At 68.3% G+C, this 15,303-nt stretch carries 13 protein-coding genes; 7 read left to right on the plus strand and 6 right to left on the minus strand.

Annotated features, from left to right (window positions below):
- Positions 1-17: 17 nt before the first annotated feature.
- On the minus strand, positions 18-4,145 hold the full coding sequence (locus C6A86_RS20655; RefSeq protein WP_105366736.1) for an Ig-like domain-containing protein: 4,128 nt from the start codon (positions 4,143-4,145) through the stop codon (positions 18-20).
- Between the two features lie 565 nt (positions 4,146-4,710).
- Here C6A86_RS20655 and C6A86_RS20660 point away from each other — a divergent pair.
- A complete protein-coding gene (locus C6A86_RS20660) occupies positions 4,711-5,058 on the plus strand; it encodes a hypothetical protein (RefSeq protein WP_105366737.1) in 348 nt (115 codons plus the stop codon).
- 304 nt (positions 5,059-5,362) lie between these two features.
- Positions 5,363-8,323, plus strand: coding sequence for a PQQ-dependent sugar dehydrogenase (locus C6A86_RS20665; protein ID WP_311100840.1), 2,961 nt, complete (start codon positions 5,363-5,365; stop codon positions 8,321-8,323).
- Here C6A86_RS20665 and C6A86_RS20670 read toward each other — a convergent pair.
- Positions 8,290-9,201 carry an LLM class flavin-dependent oxidoreductase gene (locus C6A86_RS20670; protein WP_105366809.1) on the minus strand — a complete coding sequence of 304 codons (912 nt, stop codon included), beginning with the start codon at positions 9,199-9,201 and terminating at the stop codon, positions 8,290-8,292. The genes C6A86_RS20665 and C6A86_RS20670 overlap by 34 nt on opposite strands.
- Before the next feature lie 136 nt (positions 9,202-9,337).
- On the opposite strand from C6A86_RS20670, the gene C6A86_RS20675 reads away from it, so the two are divergent.
- The 4 genes from C6A86_RS20675 to C6A86_RS20690 are packed head-to-tail and all read left to right on the plus strand — an operon-like array spanning position 9,338 to position 12,175.
- Positions 9,338-10,645 carry a sensor histidine kinase gene (locus C6A86_RS20675; RefSeq protein WP_199196474.1) on the plus strand — a complete coding sequence of 436 codons (1,308 nt, stop codon included), beginning with the start codon at positions 9,338-9,340 and terminating at the stop codon, positions 10,643-10,645.
- Positions 10,633-11,277, plus strand: a complete 645-nt coding sequence (locus tag C6A86_RS20680; protein WP_105366740.1) for a response regulator transcription factor — start codon at positions 10,633-10,635, stop codon at positions 11,275-11,277. Before C6A86_RS20675 ends, C6A86_RS20680 begins: the two co-directional genes overlap by 13 nt.
- Before the next feature lie 26 nt (positions 11,278-11,303).
- Complete coding sequence (locus C6A86_RS20685) at positions 11,304-11,744, plus strand: hypothetical protein (RefSeq protein WP_311100841.1); 441 nt, start codon at positions 11,304-11,306, stop codon at positions 11,742-11,744.
- Positions 11,723-12,175, plus strand: coding sequence for a DUF4097 family beta strand repeat-containing protein (locus tag C6A86_RS20690; protein WP_311100842.1), 453 nt, complete (start codon positions 11,723-11,725; stop codon positions 12,173-12,175). Before C6A86_RS20685 ends, C6A86_RS20690 begins: the two co-directional genes overlap by 22 nt.
- A gap of 91 nt (positions 12,176-12,266) precedes the next feature.
- On the opposite strand, the gene C6A86_RS20695 is transcribed toward C6A86_RS20690, so the two are convergent.
- The 4 genes from C6A86_RS20695 to C6A86_RS20710 all read right to left on the minus strand — a co-directional run bounded on the left by C6A86_RS20695 (position 12,267) and on the right by C6A86_RS20710 (position 14,730).
- Positions 12,267-12,743 carry an RrF2 family transcriptional regulator gene (locus tag C6A86_RS20695; RefSeq protein ID WP_105366742.1) on the minus strand — a complete coding sequence of 159 codons (477 nt, stop codon included), beginning with the start codon at positions 12,741-12,743 and terminating at the stop codon, positions 12,267-12,269.
- 31 nt (positions 12,744-12,774) lie between these two features.
- Positions 12,775-13,464 (minus strand): pyridoxamine 5'-phosphate oxidase family protein, encoded by a 690-nt coding sequence (locus C6A86_RS20700; protein ID WP_199196475.1) that lies wholly within the window; start codon positions 13,462-13,464, stop codon positions 12,775-12,777.
- Positions 13,461-14,009, minus strand: a complete 549-nt coding sequence (locus tag C6A86_RS20705) for a hypothetical protein (protein ID WP_311100843.1) — start codon at positions 14,007-14,009, stop codon at positions 13,461-13,463. Before C6A86_RS20705 ends, C6A86_RS20700 begins: the two co-directional genes overlap by 4 nt.
- A gap of 124 nt (positions 14,010-14,133) precedes the next feature.
- On the minus strand, positions 14,134-14,730 hold the full coding sequence (locus tag C6A86_RS20710) for a cysteine hydrolase family protein (protein WP_105366744.1): 597 nt from the start codon (positions 14,728-14,730) through the stop codon (positions 14,134-14,136).
- Positions 14,731-14,806: 76 nt separating this feature from the next.
- Between C6A86_RS20710 and C6A86_RS20715 the strand changes: the two genes are divergently transcribed.
- Complete coding sequence (locus C6A86_RS20715; protein ID WP_233213298.1) at positions 14,807-15,280, plus strand: DinB family protein; 474 nt, start codon at positions 14,807-14,809, stop codon at positions 15,278-15,280.
- Positions 15,281-15,303: the final 23 nt, after the last annotated feature.

Below are 15,303 nucleotides of genomic sequence, written 5' to 3' on the forward strand. Positions count from 1 at the left end.
TCCCTCAGCCTAGCCGCCTAGACCGAGAGGACACCCGCCGCATTGATCGCTTGGTTCTCCGCGATCACCTGGGTGACCACCGCGACCACCGGTTTGGGGCTCCAGTCCTCCCGGAACAGACCCATGGTGGCCTGATCGGGAAAGTCGTGACCGTAGTCGGCGATGGTGTGGATGAAGGCCGGCCCGGCGAACTCCAGACTGCGCCAGGCCCGCAGGAAGTCGCCGACGTAGGCGGCCTGGACGGCCTCGCCGCCCTCGGAGGCCGGCTGGCCGTATTCGGTGGCCCAGATCTTCTTGTGACCGTCGCCGTTGGCGACCATCACCTCGTGCAGCTGCTGGGCCTGGGTGAACGGCACTCCGGCGTGGCCCTGCTGCGCCGAGAACGGCTTCGAGTACAGGTACGGGTGGAAGGCCAGCGCATCGAAGTAGCCGGCCGCACCGGCGGCGTACATCTGGGACAGGTAGGTCACCGGGTTGATCGCCGGGCCGCCGGGCACTTCTGCCACCGCGGCCACCGAGCCGCCGATGACGGTGGCGTCCGGGTCGGCCGCCTTGATCGCGTTGTAGGCGACCTTGAGCAGTGCGGTGTAGGCCGCGGCGTCCGGCGTGGGCTCCCAGAAGCCTTCGTAGTTGGGTTCGTTCCAGACCTCGTAGTCGGCGATCTTGCCCTGGTAGCGGGTGGCCACCGCAGAGACGAAATCGCCGTACGCCTCGAGGTCGGCCGGCGCCGCGGTGTAGATCTGCTGGCCCGGCACCGCGGCCCAGTCCGGTGTGGTGTTGATGGTGGCGAGCACCTTGATGCCGTGGGCGCCGGCACTGTTGATCATCCGGTCCACCGCGGCCCAGTCGAAGGTGTCGTCGACGGGTTCGGCACCGGCCCAGGGCAACATGATCCGGATGGTGTCGACACCGGCGGCCTTCAGCAGCCCGAGCGCCGTGTCGGTGTCGGTCTGCGAGTAGAAGTACATCTGCTGGGTGTTGACGGCAACCGTGGTGGCACGCTGGTCGATCGCCGCTGCCGAGGGCGGCGCGATGGTGACGTGCACTGTCGCGGTGCTGATCCCACCGAAGCTGTCGACGACGTCGACCACGAAGCTGTCGGTGTCCGCGCCGGCGGTCACCAGCGCGCGGTAGCGAGCGTCCACGTCCGGGGTGTAGGTGAACTGCCCGTTGGCGCTCACCGTGACGACGCCGAACGCGGGGCCGGTGTTCAGGCTGTAGGTCAACGCGTCGCCGTCCGGGTCGGTGGCGGCGACCACGCCGGTCACGGTCCCGATGGCGGTGGAGGTATCCGACACCGCGCCAACACCATTGGACGGCGGGCTGTTGGTCAGCGGGTTCGCGGCGATCGTCACCTTGAGCGTCTTCGTGACGACACCGCCGAACCCGTCGCTCACGGTGAAGGTGATGGTCTCGGACTTGGTGGCCGAGCTGGCCCGGGGTTTCGAGGCCGCAAGCCGGGCCGCCGCGGTGGGTGTATAGGTGAACGACCCGTCGGCATTGAGGGTGACCGTGCCCTTGGTGGTCTTGCCGGCGGTGTAGGTGAGCACATCGCCGTCGGTGTCGAGGGCGCCGACCGATCCGCTGACCACTCCCGAACGCGGTTGGGTGGCAGTCACATTCGCGGTGGCTGCGGTGGGCTTGGCGTTGGCCGCCCCGATCCTGACGTTCACTGTGACGGGCACGACCCCGCCGTGGCCATCGTCCACCGTGACGGTGAAGGTGTCGCGCTTGGTGTCGTAGCCGGCGCCCGGTGCCCGGGCGGCGGCCAGCGCCGCGGCGGTGGGCGTGTAGGTGAACGCACCCGTTCCGGTGAGCTGGACCGTGCCCTTGGTCGGCTGTGTCGTGGCGTACGTCCGCCTGTCGTTGTCGCCGTCGGCGGTCTTGACGGTGACCTTGACCGCCCCCGTCGACGCGCTCGGGGCGCCGATCGACGTCGTCACGGTCGGGACCCTGTTCGCGGGATCGATGGCGATGGTGATGGTTTGGGTCACGGTGCCGTTGCGGCCGTCGGAGACCACCACGGTGAACGAATCCTTGGTGACCGCATCGGGCGCCCCGGGCACGGACGCCGCATGCCGGGCGGCCGCGGTCGGTGTGTAGGTGTAGGTCCCGTTCGCGTTGAGCACGAGTTTGCCCTTGCCGGGCTTGACGGTCAGCTGGTAGGTGAGCGGATCACCGTCGAAATCGACGACGCCGACCTTGCCCGTCATCGCGCCCGTCGCGGGGTTGGTGACCGTGTGCTGCGGGTCGCTGGAGAACGGCGCGATATTCCACGGGACCAGGGACAGCGCGTGCACCGTGCCGTTGCCGAGGTCGGTGACGAACATGTGGGTGCCGTCGGGACTGATCGTGAGGACCGGTTGCGCCGAAACCACGCCGATGGTCGTCACCCCGAGCACCGATGAATCTCGGGTGCTCAGCGCCGCGACCATCCCGGTGGACGTGGTGACCATGGCGGCCGAACCGTCGTTGGTGAGGGCGATACCGGACAGCGGATGCCCCACGTTCAGCGTCGCGACCTCTTTGGTCAGCATGCTGTAGACGGTCAATCCACCATTCGCGTCGACGGCGTACACGTTCTGGGACGCCGAGTTGTACGCCAGACCCGTTGGCGCAACAGCGAGATCGGTCAAAGATGTCGCTGTGGTCGCGGTGGAGGAGAATGAGGAGATCTGGCCACCGCCGGTGGCCTTGGCGCCGGCGACGTAGATTCGCTTGCCGTCGGCACTGACGGCGAGTTCGGTGGCCGTCACCCCCGCGGCGAGCTTGACCGTGCCCGCGGTCCTGTTGGTGGAGGTGCTGATCTTGGTGACCGTCGCTCCGGAACCGTTCGCAACGTAGACGACGCTGCCGGCCGGATTGATGGTGATGGCAGTGGGATTGGCGACGGTGATGGTCGCTTTCTTGGCGCCGGTGGCGGTGTCGATGACGGTGACCGTGTTGCCCGTCGAACTCGACACGTAGATCCGGGTGCCATCACGCTTGACCGCGATGCCGTCGGGGGCGCCACCCACCTGATAGGTCCCGACGAGGGTGTTCTTGATGGTGTCGTACACCGTGACGGTGCCGGTATCGCGATTGGTGACGTAGGCGCGGGTGTTCGTGGCCGCCACCGCGCTCGGACCGCCGGCGGCGGTGTACGTGCCGCTCTCGTAGAACGGCGACGGACTCACCGGGATGCTGACCGGCACCTCCACCGTGTTCACCGCGTCGGTCACCCTGAGGGTGATGGCGACGCTGTCGTCGCCGGCAGTGGTCGAGGCGGCGAAGCGCTGCGCCGTGGTGGGCGTGTAGGTGATCGTCGCGGTCTTGGCGTTGTAGGCCACCGTGCCCTGGACCGGGACGGGTGAGGGCACGACCGTCACCGCGACCTTCTTGCCCTCGGGGTCACCGGCCACCAGTTGCCCGATGACGGTGCCGGTCGTCGCGTCCGGCCTGCCCCAGATCACCGTCGCCGTCGGTGGTGCGTTCGTCACCGCCGCCGCGACGGTTCGGGCGGCGGCGACGCCCGGCGCGCCCGCTTCGGGTTGGCCCACCTGGCGGCGGGCCGCCGCCAGCAGCACCCAGGCCAGCGGGGAGTCGGTCGACCCGCCGGGCAGCACGCCGAGCACCGTGGACAGCACCGGCCGCAGCACACCGCTGATCAGGTTGCCGACCGCCTGGACCGGGTTCACCAGCACCGGTCTGGCGGCCAGCGCGGCGGGCATCGTCGAGACCGACGGCTGCGTCGCGGTGATCGTCACCGCGGCATCCGCAACCGGGGCGGCTGCGGGCGCGGCAATTTCGGCCGTGCGCTGCGGGCGTTCGGCGGTTCGGCTGCTCGTCACTGCCGTGGCGGCCGTGCGCGCCCGTGTGGCGACGGTCCGCTTCTTCTTTCTCGGCGTCGGCGCCTCGTCCTGACCGACGGCCGTGACCGAACGGGGACTGCTCGTCGGAGTCTTCGGACCGGCACTCGGCCCGCCGGCCGCCGGGGTGCGGTCCTCGGCGCTGCTGCCCTGATCGGTATCCGACGTCGATGACGTCGTCGACGGATCGTCGGGAGCGGCCCATGCGCCTGCCGGCGCAGCGACCGCGGTTCCGATTCCGAGCGCCACGGCCAGGGCACCGACCCGACCGATATGGCAGCCGTACCGCACGTGCATCGTCACTCCCGGGTTGCCCGTCCGCCAGGCGCGCAGCTGGCCTGGTCCTGCGAGACGGAAGCAATTGACGCGAGTGTAACGTCGCGCACAGTCACCGAGACCGTGTTTGCGAAAGGTGCGTCAATCGGCCCGGGCGGCGGGGCGTGAGGTTTGCTGTGCATTGCTCACCATGCAGTGATCCGGTTGCGGCAGGAACATGGCGGGTCGCAGGCGCGGCGGCCTGTCCGGCGGCGGGGAGCAGAATCCCCGCCGGCAAGCTCTTTGCGCCCGTCGCCCGCATACTCGTACGGCATTGCTTGTGGCACAACGCCTATGCGCCCGTACCGGATCCGCCACAGCGGAGGCGGGGCCAAATCGCCCAGTCCGTGACAGCGCTCCTCACGCCCGAGCGCGTCCATTACCTCACCGCTGCCTGGCGAGAGAACGCCGTTCCTGACAGTTAGTCAGCCACCGCCTGTGAACTGGTTGGGAATAGCCTTGCCCGGCCGCCATTGTGGCGCTTGCGGCCGTAGCGTTTCCAGGTATCCGGCCTCGACGGGCCGCCAGACAAAGGGGACACCCAGAGATGATTGCCACCACGAAGATCACCGCATTCGGTCTCGGCACCTTCGCCGCCGCCGCGGCGTTCATGAGCATCGGCAGCGCCATCGCCAACGCTGACGTCACCGAGGTGGCGCCCTCCCCGCAGGTCACCAGTCGCCAGGCGTTGCTGATCGACGACAACGCTCTGCGCTCCGCCGATTACGGGGAGGCGCGCGGCCTGGGTGAAACCAGGAATGGCGATTTGGGCGTGGTGACCGCACAGGGCGAGGTCCACGACTCCACCAAGGCGGTTGTCGGCTCCAAGGCTGCCCCGTTCAACCTCGAGTCCAATGGCTCCTTCGTGTTCGACCCGCCGATCGGCGCCTGGTGATCGGCCGCTCCGGCCTGTCCAGTTGACGCCGAAGTATCCGAGAATCGCGATGCACGGCAAACTTCCCCACCATCGCTAGCCCGGCATCGGCCCGATCGCGCCAGATATTTTGCGGGTCTGCGCCATTTGTTTACTGTTCTTAACCCAATCGGTAATTTCGGATGCCATAGTGATCAGCGCTGCCTGTCCGGCGGCACATTCTGATTGCTCCGGGGGGAGTCCCATGGCGTCCATCGACCGCGCTACCTCTATGTTCGGTGCCGACTGCAATGCACTGACCGGTACAAACCTGTCACGTCGGCGTGTGCCCACCCATTCAGCGGCGCCCGCGCCTGCCCGAACGGCACTCCTCGGCGCAGGCGCCGGATCGTTGTACGCGAGATACGTCGGTCGCGTCGGCGCGCTTGCTGTGGCGCTGGGCGTCACGGGTGCTTTCGCCACCGCACCGGGCGTGGCGTGGGCCGACACGACGCAAGGGTCCGATTCCAGTTCATCGTCGACAGGCACCGGCACTTCGCCGTCGCCCACCGGTGGCGCGACCGAGACCGGAACCGGTACGACGGTCGATGGCGATGATGACGGGCCGTCCGACGAGGACGACGATACCGAGGACGAGTCCGATCCGCTCGACGGAGAGGACGGGGAGACCGAACTCGACGACGACACCGATCCGGACGTCGACACCGATCTCGAACCCGAGGACGATCCTGAGCTCGTGACCGAAACCGGAAGCGGCGATCCCGCAACCAGCCCGGGCACCGAACCCGAGGAAGCGCCCCTGATCGCACCGGTGGCCGACGACACCTCCTCCCGCGACGAGGACGACCTTTCGGCGACCGAGGACACCGCGACCACCCTGCTCTCGGCGCGGCAGTCCGATCTCACCGGCCCGGCGATCGCCGCGTCCGCGGCCATCACACCGCTGCACGCACCCGCGGCGGCGCCGAACTCGTTGGGAGACTGGGGTAAAGCCATCGGGACGGCGCTGCACCTGCCGACGCCCGATCAGGTCTTCCAGGGCACCAGGAACTTCGTCATCACGTGCGCGTGCGCGCTCATCAACGGCGCACTCAATCTCTTCAGCGGTCTGATGGCGCCTGCTGCGGCCGCGGACGCGCCGGCCAATCCGCTACAGAACACCATCCTGTGGACGGTGCTCGGTTGGGCGCGCCGTCAGGTGGACATCGCGGTCGGAGCCTTCAACCGCTCGCTGCTCGGACAGTGGGTCAACCAGGTCGGCGCCAACGCGCGCCAATGGGTCGGCGAGATCGGCAATTCGCCGTGGGGGCGCACCATCTCAGCTCAGATCGGCGCGTTCGTCGCCGAATGTGAGGACCGGATCGTGCTGCCCGAGGAGTTCGATCGCACCACCCTCGTCTCCGGCCTGAACGAGCCGACCGACTTCGAGTTGATTGCGCACGACGGCGACGCGAGCCATATTCACCGGATCCTGATCACCGAGAAGTCGGGGGCGATCAAGTCCTATGACATGCATACCGGGCAGATCACCACACTGGCCAACCTCTCGGTGGTCACCGCCAACGGCGAACGCGGCCTCATCGGCATCGAGGTGGATCCGAACTTCTGGGACAGCGACGCGGTGGGATACCAGAAGATCTACGTGGCGTACACCAATGCCCAGAACTACGACCAACTTTCAAGTTTCACGCTGGTCGGCGACACCCTGTTCGACGAGCAGGTGCTGGTGACGTCGACGCTGCTGGCCAACGACTTTCATCATGGCGGCGAACTCAAGTTCGACCCGACGGGCCAGTACCTCTACTGGGCGGTCGGCAACAACACCTCCCCCAGCGAGAACTCCCAGGACCTGACCAACATCCACGGAAAGATCCTGCGCATCAACCGCGACGGGTCCGGTGCGACCGACAACCCGTTCTACGTCGAGGGCGGTGACCCCAATACCAACCGCATCTTCGCTCTGGGCCTGCGTAACCCGTTCCGATTCGGCGTCGATCCCGACACCGGTGCGGTGCTCTCCGGCGACGTCGGCGAAGCCGACTGGGAGGAACTCAACCTGATCAAGGCGGGCGCCAACTACGGCTGGCCGATCACCGAAGGCGCCGAGGGCGGCGGCTTCGCCGATCCGCTGTACGCCTACCCGCACGCCACCGGTTTCGGCAACGGGTCCATCACCGCCGTCATGGTCTACGACGACGGCACGCCGGTCGCCGGCCAGAAGACGGTCTGGATCGCGGACTACTCGCTGGGCTGGATCCGCGAACTGACCTTCGATGACGAATACACCAGCCTGATCGGTGAGCGCACCATCGACAGTGGCGCCGGCGCGGTGGTCAAGCTGACCCAAGGGCCAGAAGGCGAGATCTACCAGCTCAACATCTACCCGGGCGCGCTACTGGTGATCAGGCCATCCGAAGGCAACCGCTCGCCGGTCGCGGTGATCGACGCGTCGGCAACCTCGGGCGCCGGCAACAGCCTCACCGTCGATTTCGACGCCGGGGGCTCCAGCGATCCCGACGACGACACGCTGACCTACTCGTGGGACTTCGGTAACGGCCAGACCTCGACGTCGGCAACGCAGACGGTGACGTTCACCAACACCGGTAACTACACCGCCTATGACGTCACCCTCACCGTCACCGATGAGCTGGGCAAGCAGAACGTCACCACCCAGCGCATCGTGGTCGGCAGCACGCCGCCGGTCGCCGACTTCGACGTCCCCGCCGGCGAGGACTACATGTACAACGCCGGCCAGACGGTGTCGTTCAGCGCCACCGGCACCGACCCGCAGGACATCCCCGGTGGTGGCCAGCTCGCGGACAGCGCGTTCTCCTGGCGGGTGGTGTTCCATCACGCCGACCACACGCACCCGTTCATCAACGAGGTCACCGGGCCGGACCTGACCTTCGACATCCCGGTCGATTTCCACCAGCTGTCCAACACCTACTACAACGTGGTGCTGACGGTGACCGACAGCAGTGGGCTGAAGACCGTGGTGGAGAAGGAGATTCACCCGAATCTGGTGACGCTCACGTTCGGATCCAATATCGACGGCGCCAGGTACACCATCGACGGCATCCCGCACACCGGCACGTACACCGAGCAGGCCGTGGTCGGCGTCAATCGCACCCTGGGTGCGATCTCGCCGCAGACCGTCAACGGCCAGCAGTACGTGTTCGGCGACTGGGAGCACGGCGGCGGTGCCACCCAGATCATCACGACACCGGGCAGCGCCGCCACCTACACGGTCAATTACGTTCCGGCGCCGGCCGTGGTGCCGGTGTAGCCGAGATCGCCGATCACCTCGGCGACGCGGCGCACCTGCTCGATGTCATCCGATGTCGGGATCAGGTGCACCTCGTCGGCGCCGATGCTCTCGAAACGGCGCAGCACGGCGAGTAGTTCGTCCTGGCTGCCCGACCATCCCGTGGTCGGGGCGATGGCGTCGACGAACTCCTCGGGGATCCAGTTCATGTAGCGCAGCAGGTGATGGCGCACCTGCTCGCGCGCAGCGTCCGGTTCACCGATCGCGAACCAGAACGAGGTCGCCAGATGCGGTTTCGGCTTGCCTGCCGCATCCCACGCCTCACGGGCCACGTCGAACAGGGCATTCTGTTGATCGGCGTCGAGGTCGAGGGTGGTGCCGGCCAGCCCGGCCGCCCAGCCCGCTGCGCTGCGCACCGTCTTGGGGCCGATGGTGCCCACCAGCAGCTCGGGCCCGCCCGGCTGCACCGGCGGCGGCCCCACCGGCAGCACCGAGTCGGTGACCTTCTCCCCCGCCCAGACCCGCTTCATCACCGCGACCCGCTCGGCCATGGCGCGCATGGTCTGGGTGGCGGTGTCGGCGCCGACCGCCTCGTAGTCCTCGTGTCTGCCACCGACGCCCAGGCCCACCGTCAGGCGGCCACCGCTGAGCACATCACCGGTGGCCAGAGATTTTGCCAAGGACACAGGGTTGTGCAGTTGCGGCACCACCACCGTGGTCACCAACCGCACTCGGTCGGTCCAGGCGGCCAGCGCCCCGAGCAGCGTCATCGAGTCCGGATTGTCGAAGGCGATGCGTTCGCCCCAGCACAACGACGAGAACGGGCCGTCATCGATCACCTTCGCCCAGGTCTTGAGGGTCACCGCGTCCAGGTCCGGTTCCATGACCGGCATCGTCATTCCGACTCGCACGTCGGCGATTCTGGCACGGGAGCGCCACATCGACATCGGGATCGGCCGATCCGGGGGTTAACCCCCACCAGGCCGGCGGGGAAACGCGGTGTTGCCGGGGCGCGGGAGTCCATAGGTTGGTGGCATGGTCGCCATCACGTCGGTTGCTCCCGTCACCGCCCCCGCGGAGCCAGCTCCCCAACAACGCTTCCGCCATATCGGTGTCGTGCCGACGGCTTCGATGATCACCGGCGCGCTCCTGGCTGTCGTGTGGTTCTGGATTCCGCTGTCCATCATCGTCATCGGGATCTCATCGATCTTCTCCATCGTCGGATTCCTGCTCGCGTGCGTGGTGTTCGTCTATCTGATGCGCGGAGTCGAACGAGTGGAACGGCTGCGCAGTGAAGCGGTTTTCGGCCTGCAGATCCCGGTGCCGGCACGGCCACGGTCGCACCACACCGGATTTCAAGGGTGGGCCCACCAGCTGTGGCTCGACATCAGCAGTGCCCGGTTCTGGAAGGCGACCGGCCAGCACTTCCTGCGGATGACCTATGACCTGTTGGTCACCGGGCTGGCGGTCGCGCTGCTCACCTTCGCCTTCCTCGGCCCGGCCGCCGCGCTGGCGATTCAGCGCAGCGATGACGACGCCGGACTGCGGTTCATCTCGCCGGCACTCGCGTGGCTGCTGGCGGTGCTGGGGTTGGTGGCGGCGGTGGCGATCCTGGTCTTCGCGCCCGCCCTGGATGCCAGGATCGACCGCTGGCTGTTGTCGGCCTCGCCGACCGCCGCGCTCCAGCACGAAGTGAGTGCCCTGTCGCAGGCCCGGGCGGGCGCGGTCACCTCGGCACAGACCGAGCGGCACCGCATCGAACGCGATCTGCACGACAGCGTGCAGCCGCGACTGGTGTCGCTGGCCATGACCATCGGGCTGGCCCAGACGAAACTGGACAACGACCTGCCCACCGCACGCAAGCTGATCACCGAGGCCCACGGTGACGCGATGAGCGCACTGGCCGAGTTACGCAACGTGGTACGCGGTATCGCCCCGACCATCCTGGCCGATCGCGGTCTGGACGCCGCACTCTCGGCGGTGGTGCAGCGGACCGAAACCTCAGGTGTGCCAACCACTCTCGATATCCACCTGCCGGCCCGGCTGCCCGAGGAGGTTGAGGCGTGCGCCTACTTCGTCGTCGCCGAGGCGCTGACGAATGTGGCCAGGCACGCCGACGCCACCCAGGCGGTGGTGACGGTGCGCACCGACGAGGCCGCCAACACCCTGCACGTCTCGGTGTTCGACGACGGTCGCGGCGGCGCACACATCGACAGCGACGAGGATTCGACGGGCCTGCGCGGCCTGGCCGAACGGGTGCGGGCGGCCCGTGGCACCTTCACGGTGTCCAGTCCGGTCACCGGCCCCACGATCGTCACGGCGGTGCTGCCATGCGCATCGTGATCGCCGAGGACTCCGCGCTGCTGCGCGCCGGGATCGAACGCATCCTCGCCGACGCCGGGCATGAGATCGTCGCCGGCGTCCCGGATGCCACCGAGCTGCTGCGAATCGTCAACGACGAGAACCCCGACCTGGCCATCCTGGATGTCCGGATGCCACCCACCTTCACCGACGAGGGCATCCGCGCCGCGGCACTGCTACGGTCCCAGAACCCGGATTCACCGGTCCTGGTGCTCTCGCACTATGTCGAGGAACGCTACGCCGCCGACCTGATCGCCTCGGACACAAAGGGTTTCGGCTACCTCCTGAAGGACCGGATAGCCGACGTGCCGGCCTTTCTCGACGCCGTGCGGGTCGTCGGCGCCGGCGGCACCGTATTGGACCCCGAGGTCGTCTCCCAGATCCTGGTGCGTTCGCGGCGGCGCGCCACGCTGGACGCGCTGACCCCGCGCGAGCAGGAAGTCCTCCAACTGATGGCCGAGGGCAAGACGAACTCGGCGATCAGCGCGGCGCTGCATATCTCGGTCGGGTCCGCCGAAAAGCACATCGCCTCCATCTTCACCAAGTTGCAACTGGCTCCCGACGACAGCGAGAACCGTCGGGTGCTCGCGGTTCTGCGATACCTCGAATCCTGATCCGTGCCGACCCGAGAGGGAACCACATGACCACCACACTCACTCCCCCCGGCCCGCCGCCCCTGTCACCGGGCGGGCGCACGGCGGCACGCGCCGCGCTGGTGATCGCGGCCGTCACGGTCATCGCGATCACCCTGGCCCTGCTGACTGCGGCCGCGGTGGGCCTGAGCGCGTTCCGCCTGGTCACCGACCATCGGGACCTACCCGCGAACATGCGTGCGCTCACGGTCGAAACCGCGTCATCTCCGATGGCGGTGCGCATCGTCAGCGACCGCGACGCCACCACACCGCGGGTGGATGTCCGCATGGTGACCACCGACCGCGGTGATCGCGAAGAGCTGACCGTCACCACCGGTGCGAGCGGCACACTGTTGCGTGTCGACGCCCCGAGCAGCTTCCTGGCCTGGGGTGATCCCGGTGAACTCACCGTCACCGTGCCCCGGAGTTGGGCCGCCAGTTGGCGGTGACGGTGCGCCAGGACAACGGCGTGTTGATCGCCGAGGCCGACCTGGACGAGCTGACCGCCACCACCACCGACGGCACGGTGCTGCTGCGCGGCACGGTGCGCCGGATCGAGGTGCGCGCCCGCGACGGCGGAATTCATACCCGCCAACCGATCTCGGTCGGCGAGTCGTTCACCGCCGAGACACGGGACGGCGATGTGCAGGTGCGGTTCGCCGACGCACCGCCGCAAATCGAGGCCACCACCCGCGACGGTGACGTCGACCTTGCGCTGCCGACCCCGGGCCCCTACCTGGTGCGGGCCCAATCCGATGACGGCTCGGCGTCGGTGCGGGTGCCCCAGACCACCGATTCTGCGCGGGCGGCCGCCACGGTGACCGCGACCACGCGCGACGGCGAGATCTCGGTCGACACGCTGCGGTCCATCGGCCGCTGACGTGGCCGGCTGACGCAATGTCACCCTGAGAGCGCCGCCGTGGATATATATGCGCGGCGCCGCCCCCAGGGTGACATTGCGATTGCAGCCCTCAGGTGGCCGCGTGACCCCGGTCTGATTCCTGATCCAGGTAAGCGCGGGCCAGCGACCCGACATGCTCGGGCAGGGAGCCGGCAGCCACGTGGGCCAGGCTGGTTTCCTCCAGCACCGAACGCATGCTGGCCCGTAGCGCCCGCCACACATCGGTCAGCGACGCCGTCGGACCCGAATACGGCAAGTCACCCAGACCGATATCGCGAACGCTGGCCAGCGGCCCGTCGATACAGCGCAGCACGTCGGCGATGCTGATATCGGCGGCTGGGCGGGCCAGCGCGTAGCCGCCGTCGCGGCCGCGATGGCTGCGCACCAGCCGGTCGGTCCGCAGGTCGGACAGGATGTCGACCAGGAACTGCGCGGGAATGCCCTGCGCCTTGGCCAGATCGTCGGTCTTCACCAGGCACCCGTTCTCGACGGTGGCCAGCTGGATCATGGCGCGGACGGCGTATTCCGCCTTCGCCGACATCCGCATACCGCGAATTGTGCCATTGTGGTCCCGCTGTTCAGCGAAGTGGCGGTGCGGCGTTGCGTAGCGGACCGGTCATGGCGTGCACCGATGCGGGCAGCGGGGTCGCCGGATCGCAGTCCGGTGCGCGCTGCGGGGTGCCGTAGCCGACGGTCAGCGGCACCACCCCGGCCCAGGCGCCGGCGGCCACGTCGGACTCGGGGTCCTCGGGCCAGCCGGCGCTGACCTTCAGCGACCAGTTGTCGGCGACGATCGGCAGTCGCAGCGCGAGGCTGGCCGCGAGTTCCCGTTCGGTGCTGGCCCGCAACTCGGCCACCCGCCCGGGAATGAAGGCATCGGTCAGCGCTTGCAGATAACGGTTCTTGTCCGCGTCGGGCACGACCGCGAAGGTGCCGAACAGCGTCGCGCTGCGGTAGTGGAACGACGATTCGAACCCGCTGCGCGCCACCATGACTCCGTCCAGCGCAGTCACCGACACCGCGGCCTGGGCACCGGCCGCCAGTGCCCGCATCCACGGCGAACCGGTGGACCCGTGGATCACCAGATCGTCACCGAGGCGGGCGAATCCGGTCGGGAAGACCACCGGATGGCCATCGCGGATCAGCGCCACCGTCGCCAGCGGTGTGCTGTCGAGCAGATCGTCGAGCCCCTCGCGTTCGGTGCGTTGCTTCTCCCGCAACCGGCTGACCCGGGTGGACGGTTGACCTGCTGCGGGCTCGGTGTTCACAGGTACCAGCTTGGCCGCAGTCGTGCGGTTCTGCACGGTAATTTTCGGCGATCACCGGATTGCGCCGAGATCCGGCGCTGCCGCGAGTTCCGCATCCGACCACCGGGCCGCCGACGCATGTCCGAGGAGCAGCTTGGCGTAGAACACCGGGCCGAACCACGGCGCGGCGCTGAGGGACCCAACGCCCGGTCCAGCGCGACCCCACCCACGGTGGTCAGGACACCGAGCAGGCGGCGGTGCCGCGGACGCGCGCGGATCACCAGTGTGGCGCCCAGCAGATACCCATAGTGGGCGGCCGCCCTCACGGTCGGGTTCGCCCGGTGGTGGCGGTCGATCCAGGCGTAGGCCAGCGGATGCAGGTGCGCGGCGGCGAACGTCAGGTGATCCCGATTGGTCTGGCCGGGCCGTTCATACCAGCGCGCACACGCGCGGGTGTTGTTGGCCCACGCGCCGCCCCACAGGTCCACGGCCAAACCGTCGAGCACCAGCCCGTCGGTGACGCTGACGTCGTGCCGGGACAGGCGGTGCGCCGCGAGCCCGCCCACCGCCGCGAGCGTCAGCGTGCGGACGTTATCGGTGCGAGTGGCTTCCGGCCCGACGAAGTCATGCCACTGCCGGAGTATCCAGTCACGCGCTGCAGCCAGGCCTCCCTCGCCTGGCGCACGGTGTTCAGTCGGGCACGGCAGCAACGTCGGGAACCACCACGGCGAACAGGTCGGACAGGGCGGCCAGGCTGGCCGACTGCAGCGCGGCCGCGGCCACGGTCTCGCCACCCACACCGGGCAGCGACCGGGTCGCGGTGGCACTGGCGACGACCGTCGGCGCGTAGCCGAGGCTGAATCCGCCGCGGGCGGTGGAGTTGATGCACATGTGCGTCATGAACCCGGCCAGCACCAGGTTGGTGGCGCCGACGGTCTTGAGGCGTTCGTCGAGATCGGTCTGCACGAACGAGTTCGGGAACTGCTTGACCACCACCGGCTCACCGTCGCGCGGGGCGACCGAATCGACGATCGCCCCGACCTCCGCGGTGATGTCATAGGGCGAACCCGGCCCGCCGTTGTGCTGGATGTGGATGACCGGGATACCCGCGGTGCGGGCCCGGTCCAGCAGCGCGGCGGTCTCCTCCAGTGCGGCCTGCACGCCGTCGAGTTCCATCACCCCGTAGGTGTAGGTGTTCTGGCAGTCCACCAGCACCAGCGCCGAATCCCGAAGCGGGGGCGGCGCAGAAGGTAGGTCGACCAGGTTGCGCAGGGTGGGGCGACTCATGTGGTTCAGCCTAGTTGCCCTTGCCAGAACGGCAAGGGTGCTGATTCCGAGCACTGGCGTGCACCAGACTGGTGCGGTGCCGGCCCGACGACGCGATGTCCCACCGCCTCGGACCGGGGGCAGCGAGGTCGAGACGCTGCGCGGTTTTCTCGACTATCTGCGGACCTCGCTGGCCGCGAAGGTGGACGGTGCTCCCGAACCGCAGGTGCGGACCGCCCTCGTGCCATCGGGCACCAATCTGCTCGGTCTGCTCCACCACGTCACCTGTGTGGAACGCTGGATCTTCCTCGGGGACAAGGTCACCGATTGGCCCGCGACGTTTCACGCCGACCCCGGCGACACCGTGGCCGACATCGTCGACCGCTACCGATCGGTTGTACGGGAGGCCAACGATGCGCTCGACCGGTGTACCGACCTGGCCGACCCGGTGCCCGAAAAGGACTCCCCCAGCGTCCGCTGGGCGTTGACCCACATGATCGAGGAGACCGGCCGCCATGCCGGCCACGCCGACATCCTGCGCGAACTGATCGACGGCGCGACGGGGCGCTGACCAACGCTTGATCAGTGGGGTTG

It is taken from the genome of Mycobacterium sp. ITM-2016-00316 (assembly GCF_002968335.2).
In the GTDB taxonomy this organism is placed as follows: domain Bacteria; phylum Actinomycetota; class Actinomycetes; order Mycobacteriales; family Mycobacteriaceae; genus Mycobacterium.

What these genes read in the sequence shown, in the direction of transcription:
- C6A86_RS20655 (WP_105366736.1), bottom strand. Translation starts at nt 4,145, where the DNA reads ATGCACGTGCGGTACGGCTGCCATATCGGTCGGGTCGGTGCCCTGGCC.
- C6A86_RS20660 (WP_105366737.1), top strand. Translation starts at nt 4,711, where the DNA reads ATGATTGCCACCACGAAGATCACCGCATTCGGTCTCGGCACCTTCGCC.
- C6A86_RS20670 (WP_105366809.1), bottom strand. Translation starts at nt 9,201, where the DNA reads ATGACGATGCCGGTCATGGAACCGGACCTGGACGCGGTGACCCTCAAG.
- C6A86_RS20675 (WP_199196474.1), top strand. Translation starts at nt 9,338, where the DNA reads ATGGTCGCCATCACGTCGGTTGCTCCCGTCACCGCCCCCGCGGAGCCA.
- C6A86_RS20680 (WP_105366740.1), top strand. Translation starts at nt 10,633, where the DNA reads ATGCGCATCGTGATCGCCGAGGACTCCGCGCTGCTGCGCGCCGGGATC.
- C6A86_RS20685 (WP_311100841.1), top strand. Translation starts at nt 11,304, where the DNA reads ATGACCACCACACTCACTCCCCCCGGCCCGCCGCCCCTGTCACCGGGC.
- C6A86_RS20695 (WP_105366742.1), bottom strand. Translation starts at nt 12,743, where the DNA reads ATGCGGATGTCGGCGAAGGCGGAATACGCCGTCCGCGCCATGATCCAG.
- C6A86_RS20710 (WP_105366744.1), bottom strand. Translation starts at nt 14,730, where the DNA reads ATGAGTCGCCCCACCCTGCGCAACCTGGTCGACCTACCTTCTGCGCCG.